This window comes from Tsukamurella pseudospumae (assembly GCF_001575205.1).
Taxonomy (GTDB): Bacteria; Actinomycetota; Actinomycetes; order Mycobacteriales; family Mycobacteriaceae; genus Tsukamurella; species Tsukamurella pseudospumae.
The window spans coordinates 117,831-140,304 of the sequence record NZ_LSRE01000049.1 but is presented as its reverse complement, the minus strand read 5'-3'; the positions used below and the strand labels follow the sequence as shown (position 1 = coordinate 140,304).

General features: G+C 70.8%; 22 protein-coding genes. 12 read left to right on the top strand and 10 right to left on the bottom strand.

The features are described from left to right. Positions 1-73 precede the first annotated feature (73 nt). The 10 genes from AXK61_RS20660 (at position 74) to AXK61_RS20615 (ending at position 8,934) form a co-directional block, all read left to right on the top strand. A complete protein-coding gene (locus tag AXK61_RS20660) occupies positions 74-472 on the top strand; it encodes a hypothetical protein (protein ID WP_068569211.1) in 399 nt (132 codons plus the stop codon). Continuing rightward, on the top strand, positions 459-923 hold the full coding sequence (locus AXK61_RS20655) for an SRPBCC family protein (RefSeq protein ID WP_082777735.1): 465 nt from the start codon (positions 459-461) through the stop codon (positions 921-923). Before AXK61_RS20660 ends, AXK61_RS20655 begins: the two co-directional genes overlap by 14 nt. Continuing rightward, entirely contained in the window at positions 923-2,155 is a 1,233-nt protein-coding gene (locus AXK61_RS20650) for an ArsA family ATPase (RefSeq protein ID WP_068746893.1), read from the top strand. Before AXK61_RS20655 ends, AXK61_RS20650 begins: the two co-directional genes overlap by 1 nt. After that, a complete protein-coding gene (locus AXK61_RS20645; RefSeq protein ID WP_068746892.1) occupies positions 2,148-2,618 on the top strand; it encodes a hypothetical protein in 471 nt (156 codons plus the stop codon). Before AXK61_RS20650 ends, AXK61_RS20645 begins: the two co-directional genes overlap by 8 nt. Beyond that, on the top strand, positions 2,615-3,565 hold the full coding sequence (locus AXK61_RS20640) for an ROK family protein (protein ID WP_068569208.1): 951 nt from the start codon (positions 2,615-2,617) through the stop codon (positions 3,563-3,565). The genes AXK61_RS20645 and AXK61_RS20640 overlap by 4 nt, the downstream gene beginning before the upstream one ends. A 63-nt stretch (positions 3,566-3,628) precedes the next feature. After that, entirely contained in the window at positions 3,629-5,428 is a 1,800-nt protein-coding gene (locus tag AXK61_RS20635; RefSeq protein ID WP_082789479.1) for an ABC transporter substrate-binding protein/permease, read from the top strand. A 65-nt stretch (positions 5,429-5,493) separates the two neighbouring features. After that, a complete protein-coding gene (locus tag AXK61_RS20630) occupies positions 5,494-6,240 on the top strand; it encodes an amino acid ABC transporter ATP-binding protein (protein ID WP_068746923.1) in 747 nt (248 codons plus the stop codon). A gap of 71 nt (positions 6,241-6,311) precedes the next feature. Beyond that, a complete protein-coding gene (locus AXK61_RS20625; protein ID WP_068569891.1) occupies positions 6,312-7,022 on the top strand; it encodes a lysophospholipid acyltransferase family protein in 711 nt (236 codons plus the stop codon). A gap of 11 nt (positions 7,023-7,033) precedes the next feature. After that, positions 7,034-7,510, top strand: coding sequence for a polyadenylate-specific 3'-exoribonuclease AS (locus tag AXK61_RS20620; RefSeq protein ID WP_068746891.1), 477 nt, complete (start codon positions 7,034-7,036; stop codon positions 7,508-7,510). A 26-nt stretch (positions 7,511-7,536) separates the two neighbouring features. Then, positions 7,537-8,934 (top strand): class II 3-deoxy-7-phosphoheptulonate synthase, encoded by a 1,398-nt coding sequence (locus AXK61_RS20615; RefSeq protein WP_068569206.1) that lies wholly within the window; start codon positions 7,537-7,539, stop codon positions 8,932-8,934. Here the strand turns inward: AXK61_RS20615 and AXK61_RS20610 are convergent. The 4 genes from AXK61_RS20610 to pknB form a co-directional block, all read right to left on the bottom strand. Continuing rightward, on the bottom strand, positions 8,931-9,794 hold the full coding sequence (locus AXK61_RS20610; RefSeq protein WP_068569205.1) for a PhzF family phenazine biosynthesis protein: 864 nt from the start codon (positions 9,792-9,794) through the stop codon (positions 8,931-8,933). The two genes, AXK61_RS20615 and AXK61_RS20610, sit on opposite strands and share 4 nt — an antisense overlap. Positions 9,795-9,956: 162 nt before the next feature. After that, positions 9,957-11,072: a YdcF family protein gene (locus AXK61_RS20605; protein WP_068746890.1), complete on the bottom strand. Its 1,116-nt coding sequence runs from the start codon at positions 11,070-11,072 to the stop codon at positions 9,957-9,959. A 40-nt stretch (positions 11,073-11,112) separates the two neighbouring features. Next, positions 11,113-11,898, bottom strand: coding sequence for a GTP pyrophosphokinase (locus AXK61_RS20600; RefSeq protein WP_068569203.1), 786 nt, complete (start codon positions 11,896-11,898; stop codon positions 11,113-11,115). Positions 11,899-11,914: 16 nt separating this feature from the next. After that, positions 11,915-14,092 (bottom strand): Stk1 family PASTA domain-containing Ser/Thr kinase, encoded by a 2,178-nt coding sequence (pknB, locus tag AXK61_RS20595; RefSeq protein WP_068746889.1) that lies wholly within the window; start codon positions 14,090-14,092, stop codon positions 11,915-11,917. Positions 14,093-14,190: 98 nt separating this feature from the next. On the opposite strand from pknB, the gene AXK61_RS20590 reads away from it, so the two are divergent. Together AXK61_RS20590 and AXK61_RS20585 are read left to right on the top strand one after the other, a co-directional pair. Then, complete coding sequence (locus AXK61_RS20590) at positions 14,191-14,571, top strand: Rv2175c family DNA-binding protein (protein ID WP_068746922.1); 381 nt, start codon at positions 14,191-14,193, stop codon at positions 14,569-14,571. 287 nt (positions 14,572-14,858) lie between these two features. Then, the gene (locus AXK61_RS20585; RefSeq protein ID WP_068569201.1) at positions 14,859-15,416 is read left to right on the top strand and encodes a LysR family transcriptional regulator; all 558 of its coding nucleotides are present in this window, start codon (positions 14,859-14,861) and stop codon (positions 15,414-15,416) included. Between the two features lie 400 nt (positions 15,417-15,816). Here AXK61_RS20585 and AXK61_RS20580 read toward each other — a convergent pair whose 3' ends face one another. From AXK61_RS20580 to AXK61_RS20555, 6 genes are all read right to left on the bottom strand, one after another. Beyond that, the gene (locus AXK61_RS20580; protein ID WP_068569200.1) at positions 15,817-17,325 is read right to left on the bottom strand and encodes an alpha-(1->6)-mannopyranosyltransferase A; all 1,509 of its coding nucleotides are present in this window, start codon (positions 17,323-17,325) and stop codon (positions 15,817-15,819) included. A 71-nt stretch (positions 17,326-17,396) separates the two neighbouring features. Next, positions 17,397-18,215 carry an iron ABC transporter ATP-binding protein gene (locus tag AXK61_RS20575; protein ID WP_269451182.1) on the bottom strand — a complete coding sequence of 273 codons (819 nt, stop codon included), beginning with the start codon at positions 18,213-18,215 and terminating at the stop codon, positions 17,397-17,399. Beyond that, positions 18,212-19,240, bottom strand: coding sequence for an iron chelate uptake ABC transporter family permease subunit (locus AXK61_RS20570; protein ID WP_175399906.1), 1,029 nt, complete (start codon positions 19,238-19,240; stop codon positions 18,212-18,214). Before AXK61_RS20570 ends, AXK61_RS20575 begins: the two co-directional genes overlap by 4 nt. Then, on the bottom strand, positions 19,227-20,192 hold the full coding sequence (locus tag AXK61_RS20565; protein WP_068569887.1) for an ABC transporter permease: 966 nt from the start codon (positions 20,190-20,192) through the stop codon (positions 19,227-19,229). The genes AXK61_RS20570 and AXK61_RS20565 overlap by 14 nt, the downstream gene beginning before the upstream one ends. Positions 20,193-20,245: 53 nt before the next feature. Beyond that, a complete protein-coding gene (locus AXK61_RS20560) occupies positions 20,246-21,241 on the bottom strand; it encodes an ABC transporter substrate-binding protein (RefSeq protein WP_068569199.1) in 996 nt (331 codons plus the stop codon). A 135-nt stretch (positions 21,242-21,376) separates the two neighbouring features. Next, on the bottom strand, positions 21,377-22,465 hold the full coding sequence (locus AXK61_RS20555) for a polyprenyl synthetase family protein (RefSeq protein WP_068746888.1): 1,089 nt from the start codon (positions 22,463-22,465) through the stop codon (positions 21,377-21,379). Positions 22,466-22,474: the final 9 nt, after the last annotated feature.

The following is a 22,474-nucleotide window of genomic DNA, read 5'->3' as shown; positions in this document are numbered from 1 at the left end:
ACCGCGGGCGCCGGACGGGGCCTAACCGACCCGGCACCGTCCGCCCCGACCACGGATGTGTGAAGCTTAGGAGGTGAGCACCATCCAAGTGGCCGACGTCGCGTTCGTCGCCGCCCACCCGAGTGCCGTGGCCGCCGCGATGGCGGGCGCGCAGCGGTGGCGCGGTTGGTTCCCCGACCTGCGCCTGTCCGTCACCGAGGACCGGGGCGATCTCGGGATCCGCTGGAAGGTCGAGGGACCGGTCGCCGGGACCTCGGAGTTCTGGATCGAGCCGCACCTGGACGGCAGCCTGCTCCACTACTTCCTGCACGCCGAGCCCGCGCGGCCGATGACGCCGGAGCAGATCGTCGCGGACGTGCGCGAGCGCCGGGTCCGCGGGCACGACGTGATGTTCGACGTGAAGTTCACCGCCGAGAACGGCAGGGTCCTGGGCGGCCCGGCTGTCGGGGAGGTGGACCGTGTCCGACGGTGACCGCACCCGCGAATCCATCGTCATCGCGGCGTCGCCCGAGCGGATCATGTCCGCCATCTCGGGCTTCGACCGTTATCCGGAGTGGGTCTCCGCGGCCCGCGAGGTCACCGTCCTCGAGACCACCGAGGACGGGCTGCCGAAGCGCGTGCGGTTCGTGCTCGAGGAGGGCTTCCTCCGCGACACCTACGAGCTCGAGTACCGCTGGGCCCCGGGCGGCCGGTCGGTCGAGTGGGATCTCGCTGCGAGCACGCTCCAGAGCACACAGCACGGCCGGTACGACCTCACGCCCACGGCCGACGGTGCCGGTACCACCGTCACCTACACGCTGGAGGTCACCCTCCAGATCCCCATGCTCGGGATGCTCCGCCGCAAGGCGGAGAAGGCGATCACCGACACCGCCCTCAAGGAGCTCAAGCGCCACGTCGAGGGCGAGTCGGCGGCGCAATCCTGATGTCGGACGGGGCGTCCGGGGCCGCCGGGACGCGGGTACTGCTCCTCGCGGGCGCGGGGGGATCGGGCCGGACCACGACGGCGACGGCCCTCGCGGCGAGCGCTGCGGACCGGGGCCGCACCCTGTTGGTCACCGTCGGGCGGGTCGTCGACCCGTTGCTCGCCGACGGAGGCGCGCCCTTCGACCACGTGCACCTCAATCCGGTCGAGCTGCTCGCGCAATGGTGGGAGAGCCTCTCCACCACGGTCCGGGCCGGACGGGGCCTCGTCGACTCCGCCGACGGCGGCTCCGGTTTCGATCCGTTCGCCCTGGAGCCGCCCGAGCTCACCGGTCTCGCGGACGCCGAGCACGTGCTCGTGCTCCGGGCGATCCGCGGGCACGCCGGCTCGGGCGAGTACCGCACCGTCGTCGTGGACGGACCGGGTTTCGACGGCCTGGTCTCCCTGCTCACCGCCCCGGCGTCGCTCGCGGCGTACCTGGAACGCGTGTGGCCCCGGCACATCCGGCTGTCGGGTTCCACCTCCGGGCCGGCCGCGGGCGCGCTCGCGGCGCTGCTGCTGGCCGAGCCCCTCGCCGGCCTGGCCGAGCAGCTGACCGCGTTCGTCGCGGACCGGTCCGCGCTGGAGCTGGTGTACGTCCTCACCGGCGACGCCGGCCGCCCCGCGCGGGCTCGGCAGGAGCTCGCGGCTCTGGAGGTGCTGGGCCTGCGGCCCGTGGCCCTCGTGCTGGGCCGGCTGATCGAACTCGACGACCGGTTCGCACTCGACCTGCCGCACCCCGGCGTGCGGCTGGTGCGTTCCCGCGTCGCCGAGCAGGACGACGCGCGCGAGGCCCTCGCGGCGATCTCGACGGTGCTGGAACGCCCCGTCGTCGAGGTGGCCGAGGCCGCGGACCCCGTGACGACCCCCGCGCGTGCGGCCGCCTTGGCCTGGGACGCGGCGGCGATCCTCGACGCCGCGCCCGCGACGGTTCCCGCACCCGAGGTGCGTCGGCTGGGCGGCGAGGGCCTGGACGTGCGGTACGAGTGGGCGATCGCGCTACCGCTCGTCGACCCCGCGACCGTCGGCCTCGGCCGGGTCGAGGAGGATGTCGTGGTCGAAGCGCACGGTGTGCGGCGGCGGATCCGGCTACCGTCGGTGCTGCGCCGCTGCGTCGTTGCGGGTGCCGCCTACACGGAAGGGGAGCTGCGCGTGACCTTCGCCCCGGACCCGGAGGTATGGCCCCGTGGCTGATCCCTCCGACGAATTCCTCACCTCGGCGGCGCGCCTGTTCGAGACGGCGCGGCCGTGGCTCGCGGCCGCGCTCGCCGAGCACTCCGCGCACCCCGAGGGCGACCCCGGGACGTGCCGGTTGTGCGCGCTCGGCGGAGCGGTCGCCCGGCACATCGAGCCCTTCGCCACGGAGGCCTCGAAGTCCTTGGGCCACTTCGCCGACGAGGTCCTGGCAGATCTCCTCGCGCTGGCGGAGGAGTTGCTCGGGAGCGCGCGGATCACCGCCGCCGCGGTGGCTGCGGACTACCTGTCGACGGTGGCCAGCGCCGCCGCGACGGACGACGCCGGACCGACGGACGGGACCGTTCCGCCCGACGTCGAGGACGCCCCGACGGCACCGTCGGCCCCGGCAACGGCCTACGAACGCATCGACATCACCGTCTCGGAGCCCTCGGCGGCGCCGGACGACGAGGACCCCGCATGACCCTGACGATCGGCATCGACATCGGCGGCACGTCGGTCCGCGCCGGCGTGGTGACGGACGACGGCACCGTCGTCGACACGGCCCGCGCGGAGACGCCCCGCAGCGCCCGCGCCCTCGAGCGCTGCCTGGACCGGGTGGTGCAGGAGCTGTGCGTCGAGCACGATGTCGCGGCCGTCGGCCTCGCCGTCGCGGGCTTCCTCGACCCGTCACGGCAGGTCGTGTCCTTCGCTCCGCACCTGCCGTGGCGCGACGCCGCCGTCCCCGCCGAGATGTCGGCGCGGGTCGGGCTGCCCGTCGTGATGGAGCACGACGCGAATTCCGCCGCCTGGGCCGAGTACGTCTACGGCGCCGCCAAGCGCAGCGAGGTCGCCTGCGTCGTGGCCCTCGGCACCGGCATCGGCGCGGGCCTGCTGATCAAGGGCGAGCTCTACCGCGGGGCCTTCGGGGTCGCGCCGGAGCTCGGCCACCTGCAGGTCGTGCCCGACGGTAGGCCGTGCGACTGCGGTAAGTCCGGGTGCTGGGAGCGCTACTGCAGCGGCACCGCGCTGGTGGAGACGGCGATCGACATGATGGGCGGCTCCGGCTCGCGGGGCGTGCTGCTCGCTCGGGAGCTGGGCGAGGATCCGGGCTCGCTCACGGGTCGCAAGGTCGCGGCGGCCGCGGAGGCGGGAGATCCGGTGGCGCAGGAGGCGGTCGCCGACCTCGCCCGTTGGCTCGGTGTCGGGCTCGCGATGGTCAGCGATGTCTTCGATCCCGACCTCATCGTGCTGTCCGGGGGCGTGGGTGCCTCCTCGCGCCTGTTCCTCGACGACGCCCGCGACCACTACGCGGAACTGCTCACGGGCGCGAGGTACCGCCGTAAGGCCCGCATCCGGGCGACCGAGCTGGGAGAGCGCGCCGGCATGCTCGGCGCGGCGGCGCTCGCGCGGGACGCGGTCACGCCCTGACGATTGCGATCACGGACGATCCTAAATCTCGTCTCCGGGTCGAAGACCCCGTAGGGTTCACGCGTGACTGCACCCAGAATCGCCCGAAGCGCCCGGCTGTTGGCCGTGATCCCGCTGCTCGGACTCCTCCTCGCGCTGCTCGCGCCGGCGGGCGCGGCCTCGGCCGCGCCGGACGCCGGGAAGTGTGCCCCGCCCGGTGAGGCGTCCGCGTCCGCCGCTCCGCTCAACCTCGCGGCCGCGGGGAACCAGGACGTCGACAAGTACACGACGCCCGGAGTGGTGCCGCTGGAGACGATCAACCGCGACGCGCTCGGGCTGATCAATCCGGGCACGATCACCGTCGGGACTCTGGGTGACGCGCCGCCGAGCATCTGCCTGAACCAGGCGACGGGGCAGTACACCGGCTTCGACAACGAACTGCTCAAGGCGATCGCGCAGAAGCTGGGCCTGAAGATCGAGTTCTCGGGCACCGAGTTCTCGGGCCTGCTGTCCGCGGTGGCCACGAAGCGCTACGACGTGGGCTCGTCGTCGATCACCACGACGGACGCGCGTCGCCAGACGGTGGCGTTCACCAACGGCTACGACTTCGGCTACTTCTCGCTGGTGGTCAAGTCCGGCTCGCCGATCAAGAGCTTCAGCAACCTGACCGGCGGCAACCGCATCGGCGTCGTCCAGGGCACGGTCCAGGACGAGTACGTCAAGAACGTGCTCAAGCTGGAGCCGGTGAAGTTCCCGGACTACGCCACGGCGTACGCGAACCTGCGCTCGGGCCAGATCGACGCGTGGATCGCACCGTCGGCCCAGGCGGACGGACAGGTCAAGCCGAGCGACGGCACGGCCATCGTCGAGAACACCTTCTCGGTGAACAACTTCGTGGGCTGGGCGGTCGCGAAGGGCAACCAGCCGCTGATCGACGCGCTGAACTCGGGCCTCGACGCGATCATCGCCGACGGCACCTACGCCAAGCTCTACACCGACTGGGCGCCGCGGGAGATGCCGAAGGGCTGGAAGCCGGGCTCGAAGGCGGCGCCCGCGCCGCAGCTGCCCGACTTCGCGGCGATCGCGAAGGCGCACGCCGCCGACAAGCCGGCGGCAACGGGTCCGGTGGAGCAGAAGGGCACCTTCGCGCAACTCGGCGAGACCTTCTTCAACTGGAGCCTGTACCGCGAGGCCTTCCCGTACCTGCTCAAGACCGGCCTGCCGAACACGCTGATCCTCGCGATCGTCTCCGGCCTGATCGGTACCGTGATCGGCCTGCTGCTGGCCGTGGCCGGCATCTCCCGGACGCGGTGGCTGCGCTGGCCCGCGCGGGTGTACACGGACGTCTTCCGCGGCCTGCCCGCGGTGGTCGTGATCCTGCTCTTCGGCTTGGGCATCGGCCCGATCGTCAAGGACGTGACCGGCAACAACCCGTACTGGCTCGGCGCGATCGCCCTCGGCCTGTTGGCCGCGGCGTACATCGGCGAGATCTTCCGCTCCGGCATCCAATCCGTCGAGGCCGGCCAGATGGAGGCCTCGCGCGCCATCGGGTTCAGCTATCGGCAGTCGATGTCGCTGGTGATCATCCCGCAGGGCGTGCGGCGGGTGCTTCCGGCGCTGATGAACCAGTTCATCTCGCTGATCAAGGACAGCTCGCTGATCTACTTCCTCGGTCTGCTGGCCTCGCAGCGCGAGCTGTTCGCCGTGGGCCGTGACCTCAACGCCAACACCGGAAACTTGTCGCCGCTGGTGGCCGCGGGCCTGTTCTACCTGGTCCTGACGGTGCCGCTGACCCACCTGGTGAACTACATCGATACGCGGCTGCGTTCGGGGAAGCGGGAGCAGGCTCCCGTGGACCTCGACCTCGCCGCCGAGAAGGGCTGATCGTCGTGACTGAGAACTCCGCTTCCTCCACGCCCGAGGTCGCGCCGGCGGCCGCTGCGCCGTCCGTGCCCGGTAAGACGCCGATCGTGCCCGTCTCGCTCGAGGGCAAGGGCCTGCACCTCGCGTTCGGCTCGAATCACGTGCTGCGGGGCGTGGACATCGACGTCCCCGCCGGCACCACGACGACGGTGATCGGTCCGTCCGGGTCCGGCAAGTCGACGCTGCTGCGCGTGCTGAATCGGCTGCACGAGCCCCAGTCGGGCGACATCCTGCTCGACGGCCGGTCCGTGCTGGGGGACGATCCGGACGAGCTGCGCCGCCGCATCGGCATGGTGTTCCAGCAGTTCAACCTGTTCCCGCACAAGTCCGTTGCGGACAACGTCGCGCTGGGGCCGCGGAAGCTGCGCGGCCTGAGCGCCGAGGAGGCGCGCGAGCTCGCCCTCGCCGAACTCGAGGTCGTGGGGCTGCGGGAGAAGGCCGATGCGCGGCCGTCGAGCCTGTCGGGCGGCCAGCAGCAGCGCGTCGCGATCGCGCGGGCCTTGGCCATGCGGCCGCAGGTGATGTTCTTCGACGAGGCCACCTCCGCCCTCGACCCCGAGTTGGTCAAGGGAATCCTCGCCCTGATGACCGAGTGCTCGGCCGAGGGGATGACGATGGTGGTGGTGACCCACGAGATGGGCTACGCCCGCACCGTGTCCGACAACGTCGTGTTCATGGATGCAGGCAAGGTCGTGGAGGCCGGGAAGCCGGAGAAGCTGTTCGAGGACGCCGAGAGCGAGCGCCTGCGCACCTTCCTGTCCCAGGTGCTCTGACCCCCGCGGCGCGGGGATCGTCGGTAGAGTGAGGCCCAGCACGTCAGGGCGTGGACGAGGAGCTGGGCGACATGTGGTGGTTGGTCTTCAAGTGGATCCTGATCGGGCCGGTGCTGCGGCTGCTGGGGCGGCCGCGGGTGGTCGGCGTCGAGAACCTGCCCAAGGAGGGCGCGGCGATCCTGGCGAGTAACCATCTGGCGGTGATGGATTCGTTCTTCCTGCCGCTCATGGTTCCGCGGCCCATCAAGTTCCTGGCGAAGAGTGAGTACTTCACGGGCAAGGGCCTCAAGGGCGCGTTCAAGAAGTGGTTCTTCAGCTCGGTCGGGTGCATCCCGATCGTGCGGGGCAGTGCGAGCGCCGCGCAGGACGCGCTGAACGCCGGCGTCGGCGCGCTCGCGGACGGTCAGGTGCTGGGCCTGTACCCGGAGGGCACGCGCAGCCCCGACGGCCGGCTGTACAAGGGCAAGACGGGCATGGCCCGGATGGCGCTCGAGACCGGTGCCCCGATCATCCCCGTCGCGATGGTGGACACCGAGAAGTTCAACCCGCCCGGATCCACCCTCCCGCACCCCACGAAGGTGCAGATCCGCATCGGCAAGCCGCTCGACTTCTCCCGCTTCGAGGGCATGTCCGGTAACCGGTTCATCGAGCGTGCCATCACCGACGAGGTGATGTACGAGCTGATGAAGCTGTCCGGCCAGCCCTACGTGGACGTCTACGCGCAGGACGTCAAGGACGGCGTGGTCGTCCCGGGCGCGGAGCGGGACGCCGGCGCCGCGTAACCTCTGTGCCCATGCGCTACTTCTACGACCTGGAATTCATTGAGGACGGAAGGGTCATAGATCTCGTCTCGATCGGCATCGTCGGCGAGGACGGGCGCGAGTTCTACGCCGTGTCGACGGAGTTCGATCCCGAGCGCGCTGGGCCGTGGGTCCGCGCGAACGTGCTGCCCAAGCTGCCGCCGCCCGCGAGCAAGTCCTGGCGGTCGCGGGCCGCGATCCGCGACGGGGTGCTGGAGTTCCTCACTGCGGGCCCGGGCGACATCGAGCTGTGGGCGTGGGTCGCGGCCTACGACCACGTCGCGCTGTGCCAGCTGTGGGGCCCGATGACGGCCCTTCCGCGGTCGATGCCGCGGTTCACCCGCGAGCTCAAGCAACTGTGGGACGAGCGGGGCCGGCCTTACCTGCCGGCGGCGCCGTCGGACGCCCACGACGCGCTCGCCGACGCCCGGCACAACCTGGCGAAGTACCGCGCGATCGTGGACGGCTAGACCCGCGTAATCTGATCGTCGTGGCAGTGAACTGGACCGTCGACGTCCCCATCGATACCCTCCCCAAGCTCCCGGCTCTCCCGGGGGACCTGCGTGAGCGCCTCGACGACGCGCTGGCGAAGCCCGCGCTGCAGCAGCCGAGCTGGCCCCGGCCGCAGGCCGACGCGATGCGGACCGTGCTGGAGTCGGTGCCGCCGATCACCGTGCCACCGGAGATCCAGTCGCTCCAGGACCAACTGGCCGAGGTCGCCCTGGGCCGCGCCTTCCTGCTGCAGGGTGGCGACTGCGCGGAGACCTTCGTCGACAACACCGAGCCGCACATCGCCGCGAACATCCGCACGCTGCTGCAGATGGCCGTCGCGCTGACCTACGGCGCGTCCATGCCGGTGGTCAAGGTCGCGCGCATCGCCGGCCAGTACGCCAAGCCGCGCTCCTCGGACACCGACGCGCTCGGCCTGACCAGCTACCGCGGCGACATGGTCAACGGCTTCCCGCCTGAGGAAGCGGTGCGCAAGCACGACCCGTCGCGCCTGATCCGCGCCTACGCCAACGCCAGCGCCGCGATGAACCTGGTGCGCGCCGTGACCGGATCCGGCATGGCCGACCTGCACAAGGTGCACGAGTGGAACCGCGAGTTCGTCGCGAACTCGCCCGCCGGAGCCCGGTACGAGGCGCTCGCCGCGGAGATCGACGGCGGCCTGCGGTTCATGGCCGCGTGCGGCGTCGAGGATCGCAATCTCAAGACCGCCACGATCTACTCGAGCCACGAGGCCCTGGTGCTCGACTACGAGCGCGGCCTCCTGCGTCTGGCCGACGACCCGGAGGATCCCGAGGCCCAGCAGGTGCTCTACGACCTGTCGGCGCACTTCCTCTGGATCGGCGAGCGCACCCGCCAGCTCGACGGTGCCCACGTCGCGCTGATGGAGCTGATCCACAACCCGATCGGCGTGAAGATCGGCCCGACGACCACGCCCGAGCTGGCCGTGGAGTACGTCAAGAAGCTGGACCCGCACAACAAGCCCGGCCGCCTCACCCTGATCTCCCGCATGGGCAACGGCAACGTGCGGACGGCGCTGCCCCCGATCGTCGAGGCCGTCGAGGCGACCGGCCACAAGGTGATCTGGCAGTGCGACCCGATGCACGGGAACACCCACGAGTCCTCGACGGGCTACAAGACCCGCCACTTCGACCGCATCGTCGACGAGGTCCAGGGCTTCTTCGAGGTGCACCGCGCGATCGGCTCGCACCCGGGCGGCGTGCACGTGGAGCTCACGGGCGAGAACGTCACCGAGTGCCTCGGCGGCGCACAGGACATCTCCGACGCCGATCTCGCCGGCCGTTACGAGACCGCCTGCGACCCGCGGCTGAACACCCAGCAGAGCCTCGAGCTGGCGTTCCTGGTCGCGGAGATGCTGCGGGGCTAGACCCCGGGGATCTCGACGGCCCGGCCGGAGACGGTGATGCCTCCCGTCGGCGGGATGTCCACGACCAGCCTGCTGGGCCGCCCGACGTGGGCGCCCTGCAGGATCGTGACGCGGCGCCCGGCGGGCACGTGGTCGATCTCGCGGAGGTACGCGCCCGTCGACGCGGCGGCCGAGCCGGTGGCCGGGTCCTGCGTGATCCGCCCGACGGGGAACAGGTTCCGCGCCTCGTAGAGGTCATCGTCGAGCGGGCTGAGCACGGTGACGGTGCCGGCCCACTCCTCGCCCATGAGGTCCGCGAGCGGCTTCGGTGCGAACGAGAACTGGTGGAACAGTTCACGATCTGCGAGCACGAGCATCGGATGCCAGGCGCCCGCGAAGGACTGCAGGGGCGGGTAGCCGTCGGCGAGGTCGTCTCGGGTCAGGCTCAGCAGGTCCAGGAGGGCGTCCAGGCGCCCGTCCGGGATCGGCGCCGTCGCCGGCTCGACGCTCGTGAACGCGACGGCGACGGCATCGTCGTCCGTACGGCTCGTCTCCAGGCGCACCTCGCCCGACTGCGTGGCGAACACGAACGGGCCCGGGCCCTCTCGTTCGGCGAGCGCGGAGGCGAGGGCGACGGTGGCGTGCCCGCAGAAGGGCACCTCGGCCGCGGGGGAGTAGTACCGGACACGCAGGCGACGGGGCTCGCCCGCCGCGATGTCCGCCCGATCGATGACGAACGCCGTCTCGGAGTAGCCGACCTCGCCGGCGATCCGGAGCATGTCCGCCTCGGAGAGTCCGGCGGCATCGAGCACCAGCCCGGCGGGGTTGCCGCCGTGGGGTGCGTCGGCGAAGGCGACGTAGCGGAGAACTTCAGCGTCCATGACCGGGGCAACCAGCGCCGTCGCCCGGCTATTCCATGGTCGCGGTGGGCGACGTCGTCGCGGTAGAAGCGACATGTGGTCCAAGAAATCCCGGCCCACGAGCGGCGCCCACCACGTTCTGATCCGTGGAGACCACCCGAGGACACCCCTTCCTGGTGGCGCTCAGCGCTGCAGCATCGGCGCACTGCGGTAGCTCCACAGCCCGATGGTGCTCAGCGCGTCGCGGTAGATGCTGCGCAGTTCGTCGGCCGAGGGGGTCGCGAGGTCGGCGAGCGGCTTGTCCACGGCCGCCACGGAACTCACGGTGAAGGTCGCGGGCAGGTTCTCCCGCGCCGCCAGGATCAGGTCGACGGTGCCGCGCCGAACGTGGCTCGCCGAGCTCACCAGGACCGCGTGGTCGACCCGCTTCGTCGCGAGGGCGTACGAACTGTAGAGCGCGTTCTCGACGGTGGTGCGGGCGAAGTTCTCGTCGGTGATCCGGGCACCGTCGACCCCGTGCTCGACGAGCCAGGCCTTCATCAGCGCGCCCTCCGTGTTCCCCGCCTGCTCGACGCCGCCGGTCACCACGATCGGGGCCGCGGGCAGCGCGCGGGCCACCTCCAGGGTCTTCTCGAGCCGCTGCACGAGCGGCGCGTCCATCGTCCCGTCCTTCTTCAGGGCGTACCCGAGGACGACGATGCCCGCGTTCGGCGGCGCGGTCGCGGGGGCGAGATCGGTGAGCGGGGTGCGCACGGCACCGTCGACCGCCGCGAACAGGGACTCGACCTCCGGGACCCGATCCGGCGCGATCCGCCGCAGCTGATCGACCTCGGCTGTCGAACCCGCAGCGTCCCCGACGAAGCGGTTCCAGACGGCGAGGTAGGTGTGGGCATCGTCGTCGTCCGGGGCGAAGGAGAGCACCTTGCGGTACAGCTCGAGGGCGCCCGGCACGTTCTTCTGCGCGATCCGCGCCGACGCCGCGCTGAACAGCAGGTCGGCCCGGTACGGCGCGAGCGCGGACGCCTCGAGCAGTTTCTGCTCGACGACGGCCATGTTGTCGACGGTCTTGTCGGTGTTGCCCGCCGTCGACGTGCGCGTGGGGGAGTCGAACGCCGCCTTGGCCTCAGCGAGCAGCGCCGCGACCCGGCCGGCGACGCCACGGGCGTCGGACGAGGAGGACGTCGCGGCCGACGACGACCGGGCACTCTCCGAGGAGGGGGTCGCCGTGCAGCCGGCGAGCACGATCGAGCCGACGGCGGCGAGGGCGACCGCACGGGTCAGGGCGGAGGTTCGGTCCATGGGGCACACGGTATCCCGCGGAACCCCATGGCGTGCGGGTTCAGTCCTCGGCGGGGAGCCGCTGCGTCAGTTTCAGCAAGCGGCTGAGCAGCTCGTCGCCCGCGAGCTCGGTGTCGGCGGCTTCGCGCGCCTCGACCCGGGCGTCGTCGGTCGCCCCGGGGGTCCCGTGCACCTGCGTGTGCAGCTGCTCCATCCTCCGGTCCAGCTGCTCGGCGACGGACGCGGCCTCGGCCAGCTCGCCCCGCAGATGGGTCGGGACGGCACCGTCGTACTTGTAGAAGATCTTGTGCTCCAGGCTGGCCCAGAAATCCATCGCGATGGTGCGGATCTGCAGCTCCACCGGCACGTGCACGGGGCCGGTGGAGAGGAACACGGGGATCTCGATGATCGCGTGAAGGCTCTTGTAGCCGTTGGGCTTCGGGTGCGCGATGTAGTCCTTGATCATCAGCACGCGGACGTCGTCCTGTGCGGTGACGGTCTCCAGGATCCGGTAGGTGTCGGCGATGAAGCTGCACGTGATGCGGATGCCGGCGATGTCGGTGATCGCTTCGCGGATGAGCGGCAACTCCGGCGCGATGCCCCGGCGGGCCACCTTCTTGACGATGCTCTCGGGCTTCTTGATCCGCGAGGTCACGTGCTCGATCGGGTTGTACCGGTGCAGCTGCAGGAACTCCTCGCGGAGGATGGTGACCTTCGTGAGCACCTCCTTCACGGCGAACTCGTACTCCATGAGGAAGCGGGTCAGCGCGTCCCGCATACGGCGGGCCTGCGCCAGCGTCGCGGCGTCGGGGACGAAGCCGGGTTCGAAGGGTGCGGGCGTGCTCATCGACGGTCCTCGGGCGTTACGGGATGGCGGTGATGGTCACTGTCGACCCGGCGGACACGCGCGAGCCGCCGCCCGGATCCTGCCAGATGACCTGGGACTTGTCGGAGGCGAAGAGCCCGTTGACCTTCACCTGCAGCCCGGCGTCGCGCAGCGCGGAGCGCGCCTGGCTCACGCTCATCCCGGTCACCGAAGGCACGGTGATGCGCGAGGCCATCGTCACCGTCACGCGGTTGTTCGACGGGTCGACCCGTCCGCCCGCGGACGGGCTGGTGGAGACGACGACGGAGCCGGAGCCGGTCTCGCCGGTCAGGTCCGCGACCAGGCCCGCGCGCTGCAACAGCTGCGTCGCCTCGGCCCCGGTCCTGCCCGTCACGTCGGGCACCGTCAACGCGTTCGAGACCAGCAGGGTGACACTGCCGCCCTTGTTCACCTGGCCGGACGGATCGGTGCCGAACACCTTGCCCGCCTCGGTCGAGGAGTCGAACTGCTGCTTGGTCTCCTTGACCGTCAGACCCGCCGAGCGCAGGATCGACGTCGCCTCGTCGGGCGACTTGCCGCGCACGTCCGGGATGGTGACGGGCTGGTTGCCGGCGGAGGCGACCACGGTCACCGTCGAACCGACGGACACGCGCGTACCCGGCGTGGGTGAGAGGCCGATGACGCCGCCCTGCGGGACGTCGCGGCTGAACTGCGCAGGGCCGCTCTTGGCCACGAGTCCGTTGTCGCGCAACAGCTTCTCGACGTTCTCCGGGCTGTCTCCGGCGCGGAACTGCGGCACCACGGGACGCCCGCGCGAGTACTTGACGGTGACGGTGCCGAACCGGCTGATCCGGCTGCCCGCGGTGGGATCGAGGCCGGTGACGGTGTCCTCGGTGACGTCGTTGCTGAAGGAGCCGTCGAGCTTCACGTCGAGCCCGGCGTCCTTGATCGCCTTCTCCGCAGCCGGCCGGTCCATCCCGGTCACGTTCGGGACCGAGGTGTACTGGCCCGAGGCCAGCCACCAGCCGCCGACCGCGAGCAGCAGCGAGACCACGGCGATGATCGCGATGATCGCCCAGGACTTCGCGCGGCCCTTCTTCGGCGCGCCGACCCGCTCGGGCGGCGCGGACTCGGACGGGAGCGGCTCGTGCATCGTCTCCGCGCGCGTCGGGTGGGGACCCTGGGGCAGGGGCTGGGCGACGGTGCGCGGCGGCGCGACTGGCGGCACGGGCAGCGGGGCACCGGGCATGAGCGCGCCGGTGGGTTCCGCGGCGGCGGGGATCAGCGGCTGGCCGCGCTGCGCGTCGTACATCGCGGCGGCCGCCCGCTGTTCGGCGCTGGACTGCGGCGCAGGGACGGTGAACGGCGGTAGGTCGAGATCCTCGGCGATCGCGCTCAGCGCGTCGGCCATCGCGAATCCGTCCGCGTAACGACGCGACGGATCGCGGTCGGTGGCACGGGCCACGAACTCGTCGAACTCCGGCGGCACGCCGGCGATGGCGGCGCTGGGCGGCGGGACGTCGTTGTGCAGGCGCTGGTAGGCCAGCGAGATCGCGGTGTCGCCGGTGAAGGGGACCTGCCCGGTGAGCAGCTCGTAGGCCAGGATGCCGCTCGAGTACACATCGGAGCGGGCGTCGGCGTTGCCGGATTCCACCTGCTCGGGGGACAGGTACGCGGCCGTGCCGAGGATCACCGACGAGCTGGTCACCGATGCGGCGGCGATGGCCCGGACCAGCCCGAAATCGGCGACCTTGACCTCTCCGCCGTCCGAGATGAGCACGTTCTCCGGCTTCACGTCGCGGTGCACCAGGCCGGCGCGGTGCGCGGTACCGAGCGCCGTGAGCACCGGTCCCATCACCGCGGCCACGGCGTGCGGCGGCATGGGGCCGCGTTCGCCGAGCAGTTCGCGCAGCGTGCCGCCGGTGACCAGCTCCATCACGAGGAAGGCCAGCTCACCGTCGACGCCCTGGTCGTACACGGCCACCAGGCCGGGGTCCTTGAGCTTGGCGACGGCGCGGGCCTCGAACTCGAAGCGGGAGACGAATTGGGCGTCCGCGGCGTACTTGGGGTCCATCACCTTGATGGCGATCGGACGGTCGAGCCGCAGGTCGAGGCCCATGTAGACGGTGGACATGCCGCCACGCGCGATCACCGCATCGATGCGGTAGCGCCCCTCGATGCGGGCGCCGATCAGGCGGTCGCGCGGAGTGTTCACCTTCTTCGTGTCCTCTCGATATCCGGCGGTGTCGACAGTTCAGCCTAGCGACCCCGGGGTGGGAAGGTCCGAATCCCGTCGCTGGGTACAGTGTGACGGTGAGCTCCATCCCGTTCGTCAGCGACGATCTGCTGCCCGAGGGCACTTCCACCTACAACACCGCCACGGTCGCCAAGGGCCTCGGCGTGTCGCAGTCCAAGGTGCTGCAGCTGCTGCGCGACCGCCAGTTGATAGCGGTGCGGCGCGGCGGTGACATCCACATCCCGCGCCTGTTCTTCGGCGAGGTCGACGGGCGGTTCTCCATCGCCAAGCACTTCACCGGTCTGCTGAGCGTCCTGCACGACGGTGGCTTCCGCGACGACGAGATCATGCGGTGGCTGTTCGAGCCGCAGGAGGACCTCGATGCCGCGCCTGCGGAACTGCTGCACACCGATTCCGCGCGCGAGATGATCCGTCGCGCGCAGTCGATGGCGTTCTAGAGCGCGCCAGCGGAGCTGCTGCGGGGCTGATGCCGGCCTGCGGCGGCGCAAATGCGGGACCTGCCGCAGCGCGGCTGCGGAGGGGGCTGATGCGACCTGCCGCAGCGCGGCTGCGGACAGCGGTGCGTCGGTCTTTCGCTATACATTTCTGGCATACCCGAGAACATCCAGGTCAGAGGCTTTTTCTGGGACAGCGGCTATACGGATTCCGAATACCCTCGGATCGCGGACGGTCGGCTCCGCTCGCGTCGACGTTTCCTGTCAGTGCCGCGCGCTACGGTTCCGCCATGTCCGACATCGAACGCTTGCGGTTGGTGGCCACGGTCGCGCGCACGGCGAGCATGAACGTGGCCGCGCAGGTCCACGGAACCTCGCAGCCCTCCGTGACGCGCGCGGTCGCGGGGATGGAGAAGTTGCTCGGATTCGCGCTGTTCGAGCGCGGCTCGGCCGGCACCACGCCTGCGCCCGGTGCGCTGCCGGCCCTCGCGGTCATCGAGCGTGTCGTGGCGGGCCTCGACGAGTTGCGCGAGCTGGGTTGTTCCTCCCGCTCCACGATCAGCGTCTGCCGCACGCTGAACGTCTACCTGCCCGATTACATCGAGGGCCGGATCACGCGGTGGAACCGCGCGCACGAGGTGCAGGTCGAGCAGTGCATCGTCGACGATCCCGTGGCCGCGTTGCGGTCCGGGGAATGCGATCTGGCGGTCGTGCACCTGACGGGCCCGATGCTCGAGGGCGTGGAGACACAGGTCGTCCGGGCGCTCGGACGGGCGGGGCGTGTCGAGCTGCTCAACCGGCCGGCGCCGTCGGGGCGAGTGGCGGCGTTTCTGAAGTATCTGGGGTGATGCGGGCTCGTGGGTGGCGCGATCGGGACGTACGGCCGTGTTTCTGAAGTCTCTGGGTCGAAATGAGCTCGTGGGTGGCGCGTCGGGGTGTGGCCGTGTTCGTGGCGAGGCATATACGCAATGCGTATAGCCGCTCCGAAACAACCCCTTGAACTGCTTGTTCGAGGTATACGGGAATCGCATAGGCGGTGGCGAGAAACGATCGCCATCCTGGGCCTCCATCTGGCACTGCCCACCCGGCCCGGCGGACCCAGCGCCGTCCATCCGGCCCGGCGGACCCAGCGCCGTCCATCCGGCCATGCCGACCCGGTGCCACCGATCCGGCGTTGCCGACCCGGCTCCGCCGATCCCGCCGATCCGGCGCCACAGCGCCGGCCGGCCGCGGCTGACGCGGCGCGGCTCAGACCGCGGGCGCCAGGCCCAACCGCGGCCGCATTCCCAACGGGTCGGGCCGCAGCAGCGACCAGCCGGCCAGTGCGCCCAATGCCGCCGCGAGCGCCACGTTCCACAGCGAGTACAGGCCGATCGAGCCCGTGGGCATGAAAACGACCATCAGCCAGACCGACAGGCCCGCGATGATCGCCAGCGTGCGCGGCGACCAGACGAACGCGCCGGCCATCGCGAGCGGCCACGTGTAGTACCAGGGCAGTGACGCGGGGGAGAGGACGCACACCGCGAGCAGGCCCAACAGGATGCCCATCACGTTGCGCCGCTCGTCCTGCCGGAACCGCCACCACAGCACCACCAGGGAGATCGCGAGCGCCGCGATGCCCAGGGCCCGTGTGACGATGAGGATCGGCGCGAGGTGGAGGTCGGTGAAGGGCGCGGCCACGAAAGCGGTGATCTGCGCGATCGCCGTCGGCAGTGTGATGTAGTTGATGATCTTGATGGACCCGGCCAGCGCGGTGGTCCAGCCGAGGCCCACGCCCGCGATGAGCGAGAACGCCGCGAACAGCGCGACGAAGATCCCCAGCGATGCGGCCAGCGCCGTGCCGAAGGCCTTCACAGCCGACTCCTCGGGGTTCGCCGCGCGCCGATGGTGGAACCAGATCCACACCACGAAGGGCAGCGCGATCGCCGCGGTGCCCTTGACCGCGACTGCCGTCACGATCACCGCGACGCCGAACCAGTGCCGCCCGTCGAGCACCAGCGCGACGCCGGCGACCATCAGCCCCACCATGAGCGCCTCGTTGTGCACGCCGCCCACCAGGTGCACGATCACCAGCGGGTTGAGCACCCCCAGCCACAGCGACACCGCGGGCTTCGCCCCGAAGTGCCGCGCCAGCTTGGCCACGCCCCACACCGACAGCGCGATCCCGGGCAGCATCACCACCCGCAGCGCGATCACGCCGCCGAGCACGTTGTCGCCGAGCACCGTCGTGATCCCGCGCGCGATGAGGATGAACAACGGCCCGTACGGCGCCGTCGTAGTGGTCCAGATGCCGCTCACGTCGTCGAGCAGGCCGTTCGGATTGACGACGGGGCCGTCCACGTACGGGTCGTAACCGTCGCGCAGCAGTGCGCCCTGCGCGAGATAGGAGTACGCGTCCCGCGAGTACAGGGGCACGGCCACCAGCAGTGGCACGATCCACAGCGCGACGGTGCCCGCCACGTCCCGGGCCTCGAGCCGCCCGGCGAGCGCGGCGCGGCCCAGCCGGATCCAGGCGATCACGAGCAGCGCGATACCCGTCCAGAACAGCACCGAACTGAGCACCAGGCCGTGGCCGAACCGCAGCCACGACAGGTGGGTCGACTCGAGCGTCGTGTCGTGCACGCGGATCGCGCCCGCGCCGAAGCTGCCGAGCGTGGTCACGACGGCGCCGGCCAGCCCGAGCAGGGCGGGTCGGCCGTCTGCGGACCGCAGGTAGTCGCTGTAGCCGCGCACGGCGGGCATGAGTGATCCGGACATCCCCGCCAGTCTAGGCCGCGGCGGATCGCCCCAGCGCAGGACTCGGCACCGTCGGGCCGCCGCGCCGCCGCCTACTGCCCGTCCAGCCCCGCGTACACGGCCACCGGGCCGCCCTCCAGGACGTGCACGGCGACCGGGGTCTCGAAGATCCCGGTGAGCAGCTCGGCGGTCATGATCTCCGACGGTGCGCCCGACGCCGCGATGGTGCCGTTCTTGAGGGCGACGATGCGGTCCGAGTAGGCCGCGGCGAAGTTCAGGTCGTGCACCACCAGGATGATCGTCTTGCCCAGCTCGTCCGCGGCGCGGCGCAGCCGGCGCATCATGCTCACCTGGTGCCGCATGTCGAGGTTGTTGAGCGGCTCGTCGAGCAGGATCACGTCGGTGTCCTGCGCCAGCGTCATGGCCACGTAGGCGCGCTGACGCTGGCCGCCCGACAGCTCGTCGAGGAACCGGTCCGACAGGTCGGTCAGGCCCAGGAAGCCCAGCGCGTCGTCGACGTGGCGGACGTCCTCGGCGGTCATCCGCCCGCGGCTGTGTGGGAACCGGCCGAACGCGACCAGATCGCGCACCGTCAGGCGGGCGTTGACGCCGTTCTCCTGCCGGAGGATCGCGAGCCTGCGCGCGACCTCGGTGGGTTTCATCGAGCGGATGTCGACGCCCTCGAGCAGAGCCGTCCCCGAGTCCTGGGTCAGGAGCCGCCCCAGGATGGTCAGCAGGGTCGACTTGCCGGCGCCGTTCGGCCCGACGAGCGCGGTGACGCCGCCGCGGACGAACTCCCCGGACACCGGGCCGAGCACCACGGTCTCGGCGTACTTCTTGGTGAGATCCGCGAACGCGATCGCGGGTGCCGTGTCGGCGTGGGAAGTGGTGTCGTGCACGCTGCGGTTCACATGGTCCCCCTTCGGCGGAACAGCATGGCGAGGAACAGGATCCCGCCGACGAACTCGATGATCACGGTGAGCATCCCGTTCGCGTAGAAGATGTTGTGCAGGACGAACTGCCCGGCGGCGAGCATGATCACGCCGAGCAGGAAGGCCATCGGCAGCGTCGCGCGGTGCCGCCAGTCTCCCGCGAACTGGTAGGCGAGGATGGCGATGATGAAGCCGAAGAACATCATCGGCCCGACCAGCGCGGTGCTGATAGACACGAGCACGGCGATGAGGACCAGCGCCAGCGTGAGCTCGCGCTGGTGGTTCACGCCCAGGCCCATCGCGGGATCGCGACCCAGCAGCAGCACGTCCAGGACGCGCCGGCGGCGCCACACGATGACGCCGACCACCAGGCACGCGGCCACCGCGATCGGCAGCAGGTCGGCGTTGACCGCGGTCAGCCTGCCGTACAACTTGATCGACAGTGCGTCGAACTCCGTGGGGGAGAGCAGGCGCTGGAGGAACTCGGCCAGCGCCCGGAATGCCAGCCCCAGGACGACGCCCGCGAGCAGCAGCAGGAACAGGCTCGCGAACCGCCCCGAGAACAGCCAGCCGTAGAGCACGGCGGCGAAGGCCACCATGGCCGCGGTCTGGGCGACGAACTGCGGCACCGAGTCCGAGTTGTCCACGAACCGGCCGCCGACCAGGAAGACGCCCACGGTCTGGATCAGCACGTACAGCGAGTCCAGGCCGATGATCGACGGGGTGAGGATCCGGTTGTGTGTCACGGTGTGGAAGAGCACCGTCGACAGGGCGCCGCAGAAGGCCGCGACGAGAACGGCGGTGGCGGTGCGCAGTCGGCGCTCGAACGAGAGCCCGAACTGGAAGTCCCAGCGCAGCACGTCGTCCGCGCCGGTGCGCATCAGCAGGTACAGGGCCAGGGACACGACGGCGAGAACGGCGGCGATCGCCAGCCGGGCCCGCCAGCCGACCCGGCCCGCGGCACCGTCGACCGACGGTGCCGCGGTTGCCTCAGAGAGCGACACGGTTCCTCCTCGACAGCACGATCGCGAGGAACGTGATCGCGCCGATCACGCCCATGATCACGGACACGGGGATCTCCATGGGCCGCACCACGACCCGGCCGATCAGGTCGCAGCCCACGATGAGGACGGTGGCGAGCACCGCGACCCAGGGCAGGCCGCTGCGCACGTCGTCGCCGCGCAGGGCGCTGATGAGGTTGGGGACCACGAGGCCGAGGAAGGGGATGAACCCGACGACCACGCTGGTGACGCCGGAGGCCAGCGCGACCATGGTGACGCCGATGCCCATCGTGAGCCCGTAGCGCAGGCCGAGGCTGGTGGCGACGTCCTTGCCGAGCCCGGCGATGGTGAAGTAGTTGGCCAGCAGGAAGGTCGCGACGGCGATGATCGCGACGGCCCAGAGCGGCTCGTAGAAGCCGCGGACGATGTGTGCGAAACCGCCGGAGCGCCAACTCACGACCGCCTGCAACAGGTTGGCGCCGATCGCGAGGTAGGTCGTGATCGCGCTCACCACGGCGCCGAGCATGAGGCCGACCAGCGGCACGATCGCCGAGCGGCGGGCGCGGATCCGGGAGATGAAGCCGAGGAAGATCAGGGTCCCGGCGAACGCGGTGGCGGTGGCCACGACCATCCGCACCATCGGCGTTGCGCCGGGGAGGTAGAGCATGCACAGCAGCACGCCCAGGCCCGCCCATTCGGCGGTGCCGGCTGTGGTCGGTTCCACGAACCGGTTCTGGGTCAGGCGCTGCATGATGACGCCGGAGAAGCTCATCGCGAGACCGGCGAACACGAGTGCGGCGGTGCGCGGTACGCGGGAGATGAAGAACATCCGCCACATGTCGTCGTCGCCGGCCAGCAGGCCCGCGAGCGTGATGTGGTACTCGCCGGTCATCAACGACAGGGCCAGCAGCACCACACAGGCGACGGCCAGGAGGGGCAGCGCGACGCGCCCCAGGCGGGCCCCCTTCCGGGGACCCGCCTGGGGCGGTGCTGCGGTGTGGGTCGCCGTCACTTCTTGGCGGCGATGGCCTTCGCCAGTGCTGCGTAGTTCTCGCCGTAGTTCTGGATGCCCTCGCGGAGGTAGAAGTCGTTGTCCAGGTAGAAGATCCGGTCCTTCTGCTGGAACTCGACGCCTGCGAAGGCCTGTTGCGCCTTGAAGGTCTCGGCGGCCGTCTGCGGCTTGCTGCCGTCGGTCGGCGGGACGGCGGCGTCGCGGTCCATGACGATGACCCACTGCGGGTTGGCCTGGGCGATCGCCTCGGGCGTCAGGCCCGAGTTCTGGTGGTGGTCGCCGGCCTGGCCCGCGAACACGTCCTTGAGGTTCAGCGGGGCGATGAAGGGCTGCATGCGCTTGGCGCCGTTGTCGATCTTGCCGCCGTTGACGATCGAGAGGAACACGCTCTGACCGGTGGCCTGCGCCTTCGCCGCCTCGAGGTTCTTGTCGAAGTCGGCGACGATCTGCTGCGCCTGCTCGTCCTTGCCGAAGATCTTGCCCAGCGTGATGGTCGAGCTGCGCATGGTCTCGACGCGGCCCTTGGGCGCGCCGTCCTCGGCGGCGATGTCGATGAACGCCGCACCGGTCTTCTCAGCGATCTTCTTGATGTCGCCCTCGGACTTGGCGAAGCGGTAGCCGCCGATGATCAGGTCGGGCTTGACGTCCTCGATCACATCGAACTTCGGCTCGGCGTGGGTGCCGGTGTCCTTGACGTCCTGGTTCGAGATCCAGTCGCCCAGAACGCTCTTGGCGAACAGGCCCTTGGGGATCGCGACGGGGGTGATGCCGAGGGCCTTGACGGTCTCCGCGCTCGTGTTGTCGAGGACGACCACGCGCTTCGGGTTCTTCGGGACCTGCACGTCACCCTTGTTGGTGCTGACGGTGATCTTCTCGCCCGATGCGGCGGGCTTGTCGTCGTCGGCGCTGGTGGTGGAGCAGCCGGCGAACACGAGGCTCGCGGCCATCAGCGCAGCCGCGACGGGCGCGGCCTTGCGGGAGCGGGTGAACATGCGGGGGTGACTCCTTCTCGCTGGTGCTTCACGACGGTGACCGTAAGCCGTTGGTAAAGGCTCTTAGGTAAACGGAACCATACCCAGGGGTGGCTAGGTTTGCCTAACCCGGGGTCGCGAAGGTAGCGGGAGGAGTCAGGCGGCGCGGTCGACGAGCACGGCGGCGAGCCGGGCCAGGACCGGTCGCGCACCGTCGGCGATGGGAGCCTGCGCGAGGGCGGAGGTGGCCCGGGCCGTCAGCTCCTCGACCCGGGCCTGCATGGCCGACGGTGCCCCCGTCGCCCGGAGCGCGGCGCGGGCGCGCTCGACGCCCGCATCGTCGAGGTCGGTACCGACGAGCGCGCGCAGCTCGTCCGCGGCGCCGCCGCCGGTCGCCAGCGCGTGCGCGAGCATCGGAGTGTGCTTGCCGGACCGCAGGTCGTCGCCCGAGGGCTTGCCGGTGACCGCGGGGTCGCCGAAGGCGCCCAGTAGATCGTCGCGCAGCTGGAAGGCCACGCCGAGGTCGACGCCGATGGCGCGCAGCGCGGAGATCGTCTCGTCGGGCGCGCCCGCGAGCGCCGCGCCCACGTGCAGCGGTCGCTCGACGGTGTAGCCCGCCGTCTTGAACCGCACCACGCGCTCGGCCGCGTCGGCCGACTCGTCGCGGGCGGCCTCGCTCACGATGTCGAGCAGCTGGCCGCCGAGCACCTCGGTGCGCATCGCGGCCCAGGCGCGCGCGGCGCGCAGGTACCGCTCGGGCTCGAGGCCGGCCCCGAGGAACATGTCGTCGGCCCACGCCAGTGCCAGGTCGCCGAGCAGGATCGCGGTCGCCTCGCCGAACTTCTCCGACGATCCCGACCACCCGCGCTCGGCGTGCACCTGCGCGAACTCGCGGTGGGTCGTGGGGTAGCCGCGGCGGGTGAGCGAGGCGTCGATGATGTCGTCGTGGATGAGCGCGCACGCCTGCACGAACTCCAGGGAGGAACAGGCCCGCAGGGCCGCCTCGGCCACGGCACCGTCGGGCTGCCCGCCGCCCGCCAGCCACCCCGTCCAGGCGAAGGCGGGGCGAATTCGCTTACCGCCGCGCAAAACGAAGCGCGCCAGGCCGGCGGTGGCCTCCGCGAACACCGGACCGACGGGTTCGACCAGGTCACGGCGCTCTTCGAGGAAGGTTTCGAGCTGCGGCTGCACCGCCGCCGCGATGTCGGCGAGGTCGGTCCGGGGCGGGGCGACGGGCAGCGTCATACCGGCAAA

Coding starts and splice junctions, on each gene's coding strand:
- AXK61_RS20650 (WP_068746893.1), top strand. CDS start 923: ATGTCGGACGGGGCGTCCGGGGCCGCCGGGACGCGGGTACTGCTCCTC.
- AXK61_RS20640 (WP_068569208.1), top strand. CDS start 2,615: ATGACCCTGACGATCGGCATCGACATCGGCGGCACGTCGGTCCGCGCC.
- AXK61_RS20625 (WP_068569891.1), top strand. CDS start 6,312: ATGTGGTGGTTGGTCTTCAAGTGGATCCTGATCGGGCCGGTGCTGCGG.
- AXK61_RS20620 (WP_068746891.1), top strand. CDS start 7,034: ATGCGCTACTTCTACGACCTGGAATTCATTGAGGACGGAAGGGTCATA.
- AXK61_RS20610 (WP_068569205.1), bottom strand. CDS start 9,794: ATGGACGCTGAAGTTCTCCGCTACGTCGCCTTCGCCGACGCACCCCAC.
- AXK61_RS20605 (WP_068746890.1), bottom strand. CDS start 11,072: ATGGACCGAACCTCCGCCCTGACCCGTGCGGTCGCCCTCGCCGCCGTC.
- AXK61_RS20600 (WP_068569203.1), bottom strand. CDS start 11,898: ATGAGCACGCCCGCACCCTTCGAACCCGGCTTCGTCCCCGACGCCGCG.
- AXK61_RS20585 (WP_068569201.1), top strand. CDS start 14,859: ATGTCCGACATCGAACGCTTGCGGTTGGTGGCCACGGTCGCGCGCACG.
- AXK61_RS20580 (WP_068569200.1), bottom strand. CDS start 17,325: ATGTCCGGATCACTCATGCCCGCCGTGCGCGGCTACAGCGACTACCTG.
- AXK61_RS20560 (WP_068569199.1), bottom strand. CDS start 21,241: ATGTTCACCCGCTCCCGCAAGGCCGCGCCCGTCGCGGCTGCGCTGATG.
- AXK61_RS20555 (WP_068746888.1), bottom strand. CDS start 22,465: ATGACGCTGCCCGTCGCCCCGCCCCGGACCGACCTCGCCGACATCGCG.